Genomic DNA, 10,536 nt, shown 5'->3' with positions numbered 1-10,536 from the left:
TCAACGGACTGGAGGGCGCGCGGTGATCTTCGAGCGGGTGGTGCGGCCCCGGCTGTTCGCGCTCGGAGGCGGGGACGCGGAGGCGGCGCACGAGTGGACGTTGGCGCGGTTGGCCGCCGTGTCGCGGCGGGCGGGGGTGCTCGCGGCGCTGCGGCGGGTCTACTTCCGGGCCGCGCCGCGTGAGGTGTTCGGGGTGCGGTTCCCGAACCCGGTCGGGCTGGCGGCCGGGATGGACAAGAACGGTGTGGCGCTGCCGGCCTGGCCGGCGCTGGGCTTCGGCTTCGTCGAGGTCGGCACCGTGACCGCGCACGCCCAGCCGGGCAACCCCCGGCCCCGGCTGTTCCGGCTGCGCGACAGCGAGGCCGTGGTCAACCGGATGGGCTTCAACAACGCCGGCGCCGAGGCCCTCGCGGTCCGGCTGTCGGCGCTGCGCCGCCCGCTCGGCGTGCCGCTGGGCATCTCGCTCGGCAAGTCCAAGGTGACCCCGCTGGACGAGGCGGTCGAGGACTACCTGGCCTCCTACCGGGCGCTCAAGGGCCACGGCGACTACTTCGCGGTCAACGTGTCCTCGCCGAACACCCCCGGCCTGCGGTCGCTTCAGGACCGGTCGCACCTGGACGCGCTGCTCGCCGCCCTGGTCGGGGAGAAGCCGGTGCTGGTGAAGATCGCCCCGGACCTCACCGACGCGGCCGTGGCCGAGCTGCTGGAGGTCTGCCTGGACCGGGGCGCGGCCGGCGTCATCGCCACCAACACCACGCTCGGGCGCGACGGGCTCGCCCCGGCCGACCGGGCGCGTGGCGCCGAGGCCGGCGGCCTGTCCGGCCGGCCGCTGACCGCCCGATCCCGGGAACTGGTCGCGTTCGTGCACCGGGAGACCGGGGGCCGGCTGCCGGTGATCGGCGTCGGCGGCATCCTCGACCCCGACGACGCGACGCGGATGTTCGACGCCGGCGCCGCCCTGGTCCAGCTCTACACCGGCTTCATCTACCGCGGCCCGCCCCTGACCCGAGCCATCACCCACGCCGCCCCCACCCCGCTGACCCCCACCCCCCACCCCGCCACCCCCGCCACCCCGCCACCCCACCACCCCACCACCCCGTCGATCTTGCACTTGGTGCCCCGTCACATCGCCCATAGCGGGGCAGAAGGTGGGCCGAAACTGCAAGATCGCGGGGGAGGGGCGAAGGAGGAACCGTGACGCCCGACGAGATCCTGGCCGTGGACCGGCGGCATGTGTGGCATCCCTACGCGGGGTTGCCGGCGGCCAGCCCGCCGCTGGTCGTCGACAGCGCGTCGGGGGTACGGCTGCGGCTGGCGGACGGGCGGGAGTTGGTCGACGGGATGTCCTCGTGGTGGGCGGCCATCCACGGCTACCGGCACCCGGTGCTGGACGCCGCGGTGACCGACCAGCTCGGCCGGATGAGTCACGTGATGTTCGGCGGGCTCACCCACGAGCCCGCCGCGCGCCTGGCCGCCACCCTGGTCGAGCTGGCCCCGGACGGGCTGGAGCACGTCTTCCTGGCCGACTCCGGCTCGGTGAGCGTCGAGGTGGCGGTGAAGATGTGCCTGCAGTACCAGCGCGCCGTGGGGCGCCCGGAGCGCCGCCGCCTGGGCACCTGGCGGGGCGGCTACCACGGCGACACGTTCCACCCGATGAGCGTCTGCGACCCGGAGGGCGGCATGCACCACCTCTGGGGCGACGTGCTGCCCCGGCAGGTCTTCGCGCCGCTGCCGCCGGCCGGCTTCGACGCCCCGCCGGACCCGGCGTACGAGGCGGCGCTGGTGGACGCGGTCGAACGGCACGCCGACGAACTGGCGGCGGTGATCGTCGAGCCGGTGGTGCAGGGCGCCGGCGGGATGCGCTTCCACCACCCGCACTACCTGCGGGTGCTGCGCGAGGTCACCCGGGCGCACGGCATCCTGCTGGTCTTCGACGAGATCGCCACCGGCTTCGGCCGGACCGGGCGGATGTTCGCCGCCGAGCACGCCGGCGTCACGCCGGACGTGCTCTGCGTCGGCAAGGCGCTCACCGGGGGCTACCTGACGCTGGCCGCGGCGCTCTGCACCCCGGAGGTGGCCGGCGCGATCTCGGCCGACGGGGTGCTGGCGCACGGGCCGACGTTCATGGGCAACCCGCTCGCGTGCGCGGTCGCCAACGCCTCCCTGGGCCTGCTGCGCGCCGGGGACTGGGCCGGGCGGGTGGCGGGGATCGCCGAGGGGCTGCGGGCCGGCCTGGCGCCGCTGCGCGACGTGCCCGGGGTGACCGACGTGCGGGTGCTCGGCGCGATCGGCGTGGTGCAGCTCGACCACGAGGTGGACCTGCCGGCCGCCACGGCCGCCGCGGTGGCCGAGGGGGTGTGGCTGCGCCCGTTCCGGGACCTCGTCTACACCATGCCGCCGTACGTGTGCGACGCCGCGGACGTGGCCCGGATCGCGGCCGGCGTGGCGGCGGCGGTCAAGGCCGGCTGAGTCCGGCCGCAGCGGGAGCGGCGCGACGGAGGGTCCGTCGCGCGGCAGGGAGGCGGCCGGGCCGCCGGGAGAGGGAGAGAGGCGATGGAGACCTTCGGGGTACGCCTGCACCGGGCGGTGGCGGAGCGGGGACCGCTCTGCGTGGGGATCGACCCGCATCCCGGGTTGCTGGCCGACTGGGGACTGCCGGACGACGTCGACGGGCTGGAGCGGTTCTGCCGCATCGTGGTGGAGGCGATCGGCGACCGGGTTGCCGTGGTCAAGCCGCAGTCGGCGTTCTTCGAGCGCTTCGGCGCGCGGGGAGTGGGCGTGCTTGAGTCAACTATCCGACAGTTGCGAAATGCGGGCTCGCTCGTTCTCCTCGACGTCAAGCGTGGCGACATCGGATCAACGGTCCGCGCGTACGCCTCGGCGTACCTCGATCCATCCAGTCCGCTGTATGTCGACGCGATCACCGCGAGCCCCTACCTGGGAGTAGGTTCGCTCGAGCCGATGATCTCCACGGCTGCCGAGCACGGTGGTGGGGTGTTCGTCCTGGCGCTCACCTCGAACCCGGAGGGCGCCTCCGTGCAGCGTGCCGTCGGCGCCGACGGGCGCACCGTCGCGCAGACCGTGATCGACGAGATTTCCCAGCTCAACCGGGGTGCGGAGCCGCTCGGCAGCTTCGGTCTGGTGGTCGGCGCGACGATCGGTGAGACCGGTCACGACCTCGGCGCGGTCAACGGCCCGCTGCTCGCGCCGGGCCTCGGCGCGCAGGGCGGCACCCCCGCCGGGCTCCGTACGGTGTTCGGTGCCGCGCTGCCGTCGGTGCTGCCGTCGTACTCCCGGGAGGTGCTGGGCGCGGGGCCGGAACCGGACGCCCTGCGGGCCGCCACCGAGCGGGTGCTGGCCGAGTGCCGGGCCGCCCTGGCCACCGTCTGACTGACTGACGGCTCGGTCACTTTACGTTGATCATCGCGCGTCCACGTTGCCGAAAGCTCCGTTGACCGCTAGTTTTCCCCGCGCTGGGAACCACGGACCCCTTTGGTTGCCAGCGACACCACGTTTCACAGCTGCGGTGGGGCTCCGCCCGCCGTACTAGGGACCTGAGGAGAACTGGTGCCGCTCCCGTCACTGACCCCCGAGCAGCGCGCTGCCGCGCTGGAGAAGGCCGCGGAGATCCGCAAGGCCCGCGCTGAGCTGAAGGAGCAGCTCAAGCAGGGCAAGACCACCCTCGCCACCGTCCTTGAGCGGGCCGAGTCCGACGACGTCGTGGGCAAGCTGAAGGTTTCGGCCGTGCTCCAGGCGATGCCGGGCATCGGCAAGATCCGGGCCACCCAGATCATGGAGAAGCTCAAGATCGCCGACAGCCGTCGCCTGCGCGGCCTCGGCGAGCAGCAGCGTAAGGCGCTGCTGGGTGAGTTCGCCGCCAACTGAACGGCCCACCGTGTAGAAACAAGCGGTGAGCACGGATGACGAGGCGCGCTCGGCGGCTCGGCTCACCGTCCTGTCCGGCCCTTCCGGGGCCGGCCGGGGCGGTGTCGTCGAGCAGGTCCGGGCGCGCCTTGCGTCGGTGTGGGTGCCGGTCGTCGCCACCACCCGACCGCCGCGCCCCGGCGAGCGCCAGGGCGTGGACCGGCTCTTCCTCGACCCGGCCGGCTTCGACCGGCTGGTCGCCGCCGGCGCGCTGCTGGAGTGGTGCCGGATCGGGCCGTACCGCCGGGGGGTGCCCCGCGCGGACGTGCGGTCCCGGCTGGCCGAGGGGCGGCCGGTGCTGCTGCCGATGGACCTCGCCGGCGCGCTCGCCGTGCGGGCCGCCGTGCCGCAGGCCCGGTTGGTGCTGCTCGCGCCGCCGGCGTACCGGGCGGATCCGGTCGTCGCGGACGCGTTCGCACACGCCGTGACGCACGACCGCACCGAGCGCGCCGTGGCGGAACTGGTAGGATTGATCGGTTCGTCAGTCCTGGCTCCGGCCCGACCGCCCGCGAGCGGTTGAGCGGCCACCGACCGCCCGCGCGGCGGCGCACGAGACGCAGAGGTCAAATTTCGTGGGATCCATCGCCACCAACCCCGAGGGCATCACCAACCCGCCGATCGACGAGCTGCTCGAGAAGACCACCTCGAAGTACGCGCTGGTGATCTTCGCCGCCAAGCGGGCCCGTCAGGTCAACGCCTACTACAGCCAGCTCGGCGAGGGCCTCCTGGAATACGTCGGCCCGCTCGTGGAGACCACCCCGCAGGAGAAGCCGCTCTCCATCGCCATGCGCGAGATCAACGCGGGCCTGCTCACCGCCGAGCCGACCGACCAGCCGTAACCGCGCCCGCGCCGATGCCCGCCGAGATCGTCCTCGGGGTCGGCGGCGGCATCGCCGCCTACAAGGCGTGTGAGCTGCTCCGGCTCCTCACCGAGTCGGGTCACCGGGTCCGGGTCGTGCCGACCGCCTCGGCGCTCCGCTTCGTCGGGGCGCCGACCTGGGCGGCGCTCTCCGGCCGGCCGGTCGCCGACGACGTCTGGTCCGACGTGCACGAGGTGCCGCACGTGCGGCTCGGGCAGCACGCCGACCTGGTCGTGGTCGCGCCGGCCACCGCCGACCTGCTCGCCAAGGCCGCCCACGGCCTCGCCGACGACCTGCTCACCAACACGTTGCTGACCGCGCGTTGCCCGGTCGTGCTGGCGCCGGCCATGCACACCGAGATGTGGGAGCACCCGGCCACCGTCGCCAACGTCGCCACGCTGCGCTCCCGCGGCGTCCGCGTGATCGAGCCGGCGGTCGGCCGGCTCACCGGGCAGGACTCCGGCAAGGGCCGGCTGCCCGACCCGGCCGAGATCTTCGCGGTGGCCCGCCGGGCACTGGCCCGCGGCGTCGCCGCCCCGGCCGACCTGGCCGGCCGGCACGTGGTGGTCACCGCCGGCGGCACCCGCGAGCCGCTCGACCCGGTCCGCTTCCTGGGCAACCGGTCCTCCGGCAAGCAGGGGTACGCGTTCGCCCGCGCCGCCGTGGCACGGGGCGCGCGGGTGACGCTGGTCTCGGCCAACGTGGCGCTCGCCGACCCGGCGGGGGTGGACCTGGTCCGGGTGGGCACCACCGACGAATTGCGGACGGCCACGCTGGCGGCGGCCGCCGACGCGGACGCGGTGGTGATGGCCGCCGCGCCCGCCGACTTCCGCCCGGCCCACTACGCGACCGGTAAGATCAAGAAGTCGGACGACGGCGTCGCGCCGACCATCGAGCTGGTCACCAACCCGGACATCGCCGCCGAGCTGGGTCGGCACCGCCGCAGCGGGCAGGTGCTCGTGGTGTTCGCCGCGGAGACCGACGACGCGGAGACCAACGGCCGGGCCAAGCTGGCCCGCAAGCGCGCCGACCTGATCGTCGTCAACGAGGTGGGCGTCGACAAGGTCTTCGGCGCGGAGACCAACGCGGCCACCGTGATCGGCGCCGACGGCGCCGTGCACCGGTTCGCCGAACAGCCCAAGGAGGCCCTGGCCGACGCCGTCTGGGACCTCGTGGTCGCCCGACTGGACCCGCCGTCCTGACGGTTGGTCGACAAGCATTCCTTGAGCCACGCGCCAGCGCGGACGACTAAACTGCCGCCGAGCGACCTTTAAAAGTCTTCACATGCTTAGGAGTGCCGTGACACGTCTCTTCACGTCCGAATCGGTCACGGAGGGCCACCCGGACAAGATCGCCGACCAGATCAGCGACGGCATTCTCGACGCGTTGCTCGACCAGGACCCGCACAGCCGGGTCGCGGTGGAGACGATGATCACCACCGGGCAGGTGCACGTCGCCGGCGAGGTCACCACGAAGGCGTACGCCGACATCCCGACGATCGTGCGCGAGACGATCCTCGGCATCGGCTACGACTCGTCGAAGAAGGGCTTCGACGGCGCCTCCTGCGGGGTCAGCGTCTCCATCGGCGCGCAGTCGCCGGACATCGCGCAGGGCGTGGACAACGCGTTCGAGCTGCGGACCGGTGGTTCGGAGAGCGCACTGGACGCGCAGGGCGCGGGCGACCAGGGCATGATGTTCGGCTTCGCCTGCTCCGAGACCCCGGAGCTGATGCCGCTGCCGATCGCGCTGGCGCACCGCCTGGCGCGGCGGCTGTCCCAGGTGCGCAAGGACGGCACGATCCCCTACCTGCGCCCGGACGGCAAGACGCAGGTCACCATCGAGTACGACGGGCTGCGCCCGGTGCGGTTGAACACGGTGGTGGTGTCCAGCCAGCACGCGGCGGACATCTCGCTGGAGTCGCTGCTCACGCCGGACGTGCGCGAGCACGTGATCGCCCCGGAGCTGGAGGGTCTCGGCCTGGAGACCGAGGGTTACCGGCTGCTGGTGAACCCGACCGGCCGGTTCGAGATCGGCGGGCCGATGGGTGACGCCGGCCTGACCGGCCGGAAGATCATCGTGGACACCTACGGCGGTTACGCCCGCCACGGCGGCGGGGCGTTCTCCGGCAAGGATCCGTCGAAGGTGGACCGGTCGGCCGCGTACGCGATGCGCTGGGTGGCGAAGAACGTGGTCGCCGCCGGCCTGGCCGAGCGGTGCGAGGCGCAGGTCGCGTACGCGATCGGCAAGGCGCACCCGGTCAGCCTGTTCATCGAGACGTTCGGCACCGAGACGGTGTCGGTGGCCTCGATCGAGAAGGCCGTCGCCGAGGTGTTCGACCTGCGCCCGGCCGCGATCATCCGGGACCTGCACCTGCTGCGCCCGATCTACCGGCAGACCGCCGCCTACGGCCACTTCGGCCGCGAGCTGCCGGAGCTGACCTGGGAGGGCACCGACCGGGCCGCCGACCTCAAGTCGGCCGCGGGAGCCTGACCACCGCCACGCGTCGCGACCGGCGACCCGCCGATGGGTCGCCGGTCGCTCGTGTCTGCGTGGACGTGCCGCTGCCACACCTGGACCGCCCGTTCGACTACCTGGTCCCGGAGGCGCTGGACGCCGACGCCCGGCCCGGGGTCCGGGTGAAGGTCCGCTTCGCCGGGCAGCTCGTCGACGGCTGGCTGCTGGAACGCGTCGCCGAGTCCGACCACCCGAAGCTGGCGTACCTGGAGAAGGTCGTCTCCCCGGTCCCGGTGCTCTCGCCGGAGGTGGCCCGGCTGGCCCGGGCGGTCGCCGACCGGTACGCCGGCAGCCTGGCCGACGTGCTCCGGCTGGCCGTGCCGCCGCGGCACGCCCGCGCCGAGAAGTCCGCAACCGCCGCGGAGCCCGCCACCACGGACGCGGAGCCGGCCACGGAGGCGGAGCCCGCCCCCGCCGCCGCGGAGCCGGCCACCGTCGTCCCGGAACCCGCCGGCGACGCACCGGCACCGGTCGACCCGCGCGGCTGGCGAGACTATCCGGCCGGGCCGGCGCTGCTGCGCGCGCTCGCCGACGGTCGCGCGCCGCGCGCGGTGTGGTCCGCGCTGCCGGGGGAGGACTGGGCCGACCGGTACGCCGACGCGGTGGCCGCGACCGTGGCCGGTGGCCGGGGCGCGGTGGTGGTGGTGGCCGACGGTCGGGACCTGGACCGCCTCGACGCCGCCCTGACCGCGGTGCTCGGCCCGGGGCGGCACGCCTGCCTGGCCGCCGCCGCCGGGCCGGCCCGGCGCTACCGGGCGTTCCTGGCCGCCAGGCGCGGCGAGGTGCCGGTGGTGATCGGCACCCGGGCGGCCATGTTCGCCCCGGTCGAGCGGCTCGGCTTGGTGGCGGTCTGGGACGACGGGGACGACCTGCACGCCGAACCCCGCGCGCCCTACCCGCACGCCCGTGACGTGCTGCTCACCCGGGCGCAGCTCACCGGCGCGGCCGCCCTGGTCGGCGGCTACGCCCGGACCGCCGAGGCGCAACTGCTGGTGGAGACCGGCTGGGCGCGGGAGGTGGTCGCCGACCGGGCCACGGTGCGGGAGCGGATGCCGGCGATGGCGCCCACCGGCGACGACCCGCAGTTGGCCCGGGACCCGGGCGCGGCCTCGGCCCGGCTGCCCAGCCTGGCCTGGACCACCGCCCGCGACGCGCTCCGCGCCGACCTGCCGGTGCTGGTGCAGGTGCCCCGCCGCGGCTACCTGCCCTCGGTCGCCTGCGCCGACTGCCGGACCCCGGCCCGCTGCCCGCACTGCGCCGGCCCGCTCGGCCTGCCGTCGGCCCAGGGGACGCCCGCCTGCCGCTGGTGCGGCCGGGTCGCCGCCGCGTACGCCTGCCCGCAGTGCGGTGGGCGGCGGCTGCGCGCCTCGGTCACCGGCGCCCGGCGTACCGCCGAGGAGCTGGGCCGGGCCTTCCCGGGGGTGCCGGTGCGGACGTCCGGGCGCGAGGAGGTGCTGGCCGGCGTGCCCGGCGGCGCCGGCCTGGTGATCGCCACCCCGGGGGCCGAGCCGGTCGCCGAGGGCGGCTACGGCGCGGTGCTGCTGCTCGACTCGTGGGCGCTGCTCACCCGGGCCGACCTGCGGGCCGGGGAGGAGGCGTTGCGGCGCTGGCTGGCCGGGGCCGCGCTGGCCCGACCCGGCGCGGCCGGCGGCCGGGTGGTGGTGGTCGCCGACGGCGCGCTGGCCCCGGTGCAGGCGCTGCTGCGCTGGGACGCGGCCTGGTTCGCGGCCCGGGAGCTGGCCGAGCGCCGCGAGCTGGGCTTCCCGCCGGCGGTACGGATGGCGAGCGTCACCGGCGTGGCCGAGGCGGTGGCCGACCTGCTGGCCGGCGCCCGGCTGCCCGACGACGCGGAGGTGCTCGGCCCGGTGCCGGCCGACGAGGGCCGGGAGCGGATGCTGGTCCGGGTGCCGCGCGCCCGGGCCGCCGCGCTCGCGGACGCGTTGCACGCCGCGGCCGGGCAGCGCAGCGCCCGTAAGGCCGTCGATCCGGTCCGGCTCCAGGTGGATCCGCTCAGCCTGTTCTGATCGGGTCCGGAGATCGTGACCCAGCGCACCCGGGCCCTCGCGCACGGTCGTGACCTGGGGTTTGACGCACACCTGGTCCGGCAATTGGGTAGCGCGCGGTGATAGCATCGCCCGTCATGCCCAGGCGTGCGGGAATTCCGCGCGGGATGCGGCGCGACGGGTGCTCCGGGCACGTCGGGCCACACGGATTCGATGTCGTCAGTCAGCCGGTGAGCAGGGGTGGACCAGTCGTGACCGTTCGTCAGTCGATCGTCTTCAACGGTGACCTCGGCAGCGGCAAGAGCACCGTTTCCGTCGAGATCGCCAAGCGGCTCGGGCTGCGCCGGGTCAGCGTCGGCGACCTCTATCGCCAGATGGCCCAGGAGCGGCAGATGACCGCGCTCCAGCTCAACCTGCACGCCGAGCTGGACCAGGCCGTCGACGGCTACGTCGACCAGCTCCAGCGGGACATCGCCGCCTCCGGCGAGTCGCTGGTGATGGACTCCCGCCTGGCCTGGCACTTCTTCACCGACGCGCTCAAGGTGCACATGATCACCGAGCCGACCGAGGCGGCCCGGCGGGTGCTCGCCCGCCCGTCCGGCCCGGCCGAGAGCTACACCTCGCTGGAGGAGGCCCGCGCCAAGCTGCGCGAGCGCAGCGAGAGCGAGCGCAGCCGCTTCATCGTCCGCTACGGCGTCGACAAGGCCCGGCTGCGCAACTACGACCTGATCTGCGACACCACCCGGGCCACCCCCCAGCAGGTGATCGAGCACGTGGTCGACGTCTACGAGGGCCGCCTCGGCGCCGACGTGCTGCGCGCCGGCCAGCCGCTGCTGCTGCTCGACCCGACCCGGGTCTACCCGACCGAGGACGTCGCCACGCTGCGCGGGTCCTGGGACGCGGAGCCCGCCGGCGACGAGGCGGCGGAGCCGCTGAGCATCGGCTACACCGGCGAGTACTTCTTCGTGGTGGACGGGCACCGGCGACTCAGCGCGGCGGTGCGCCGCGGGGTCCCGATGGTCGCCGCCCGGCTGGTCGCCGAGGTCGACGAGCCGGTGGTCGGCGGCATGAGCGCGGTGGACCTCTTCGCCGCCCAGGCCCGGCCCGGCCTGATCCACGACTGGGAGGACGCCCACGGGATCGCGCTGCCGCTGCCCGAGCACGCCCTGCTCGGCGGCGGCGCGGTGCTCGCCGGGGAGCCCGGCGCCGGCGCCTGAGCGACATCCGCACGCGGG

The 10,536-nt window shown here is 74.8% G+C and carries 9 protein-coding genes and 1 pseudogene; all 10 read left to right on the top strand.

The annotated features are described in order from the left end of the window. Window positions 1-22: 22 nt before the first annotated feature. Window positions 23-1,036, top strand: a pseudogene (locus H1D33_RS13215) (quinone-dependent dihydroorotate dehydrogenase); the annotation flags it as partial. A gap of 158 nt (window positions 1,037-1,194) precedes the next feature. Then, on the top strand, window positions 1,195-2,469 hold the full coding sequence (locus H1D33_RS13210; RefSeq protein WP_181567787.1) for an adenosylmethionine--8-amino-7-oxononanoate transaminase: 1,275 nt from the start codon (window positions 1,195-1,197) through the stop codon (window positions 2,467-2,469). A gap of 84 nt (window positions 2,470-2,553) precedes the next feature. After that, complete coding sequence (gene pyrF / locus H1D33_RS13205) at window positions 2,554-3,390, top strand: orotidine-5'-phosphate decarboxylase (RefSeq protein ID WP_181567788.1); 837 nt, start codon at window positions 2,554-2,556, stop codon at window positions 3,388-3,390. A gap of 177 nt (window positions 3,391-3,567) precedes the next feature. Further along, window positions 3,568-3,885 (top strand): integration host factor, actinobacterial type, encoded by a 318-nt coding sequence (gene mihF, locus H1D33_RS13200; RefSeq protein WP_013285515.1) that lies wholly within the window; start codon window positions 3,568-3,570, stop codon window positions 3,883-3,885. Window positions 3,886-3,910: 25 nt separating this feature from the next. After that, a complete protein-coding gene (locus H1D33_RS13195; protein ID WP_181567789.1) occupies window positions 3,911-4,444 on the top strand; it encodes a nucleoside/nucleotide kinase family protein in 534 nt (177 codons plus the stop codon). A 52-nt stretch (window positions 4,445-4,496) separates the two neighbouring features. Beyond that, window positions 4,497-4,763, top strand: a complete 267-nt coding sequence (gene rpoZ / locus H1D33_RS13190; protein ID WP_013285517.1) for a DNA-directed RNA polymerase subunit omega — start codon at window positions 4,497-4,499, stop codon at window positions 4,761-4,763. Between the two features lie 14 nt (window positions 4,764-4,777). Further along, window positions 4,778-5,986 (top strand): bifunctional phosphopantothenoylcysteine decarboxylase/phosphopantothenate--cysteine ligase CoaBC, encoded by a 1,209-nt coding sequence (gene coaBC, locus H1D33_RS13185; protein WP_181567790.1) that lies wholly within the window; start codon window positions 4,778-4,780, stop codon window positions 5,984-5,986. Window positions 5,987-6,083: 97 nt separating this feature from the next. Then, on the top strand, window positions 6,084-7,274 hold the full coding sequence (gene metK, locus H1D33_RS13180) for a methionine adenosyltransferase (RefSeq protein WP_307755408.1): 1,191 nt from the start codon (window positions 6,084-6,086) through the stop codon (window positions 7,272-7,274). A gap of 59 nt (window positions 7,275-7,333) precedes the next feature. After that, window positions 7,334-9,322: a primosomal protein N' gene (locus H1D33_RS13175; RefSeq protein WP_246411398.1), complete on the top strand. Its 1,989-nt coding sequence runs from the start codon at window positions 7,334-7,336 to the stop codon at window positions 9,320-9,322. A 230-nt stretch (window positions 9,323-9,552) separates the two neighbouring features. Then, window positions 9,553-10,518 carry an AAA family ATPase gene (locus H1D33_RS13170; protein WP_181567792.1) on the top strand — a complete coding sequence of 322 codons (966 nt, stop codon included), beginning with the start codon at window positions 9,553-9,555 and terminating at the stop codon, window positions 10,516-10,518. Window positions 10,519-10,536: the final 18 nt, after the last annotated feature.

It is taken from the genome of Micromonospora ferruginea, assembly GCF_013694245.2.
GTDB classification, from domain to species: Bacteria; Actinomycetota; Actinomycetes; order Mycobacteriales; family Micromonosporaceae; genus Micromonospora; species Micromonospora robiginosa.
The sequence above is the reverse complement of the archived record's forward strand: the minus strand, read 5'-3'. Positions and strand labels throughout refer to the sequence as shown.

Excerpts from the sequence above, each read along its gene's own strand:
- pyrF (WP_181567788.1), top strand. The coding sequence starts at position 2,554 with ATGGAGACCTTCGGGGTACGCCTGCACCGGGCGGTGGCGGAGCGGGGA.
- coaBC (WP_181567790.1), top strand. The coding sequence starts at position 4,778 with ATGCCCGCCGAGATCGTCCTCGGGGTCGGCGGCGGCATCGCCGCCTAC.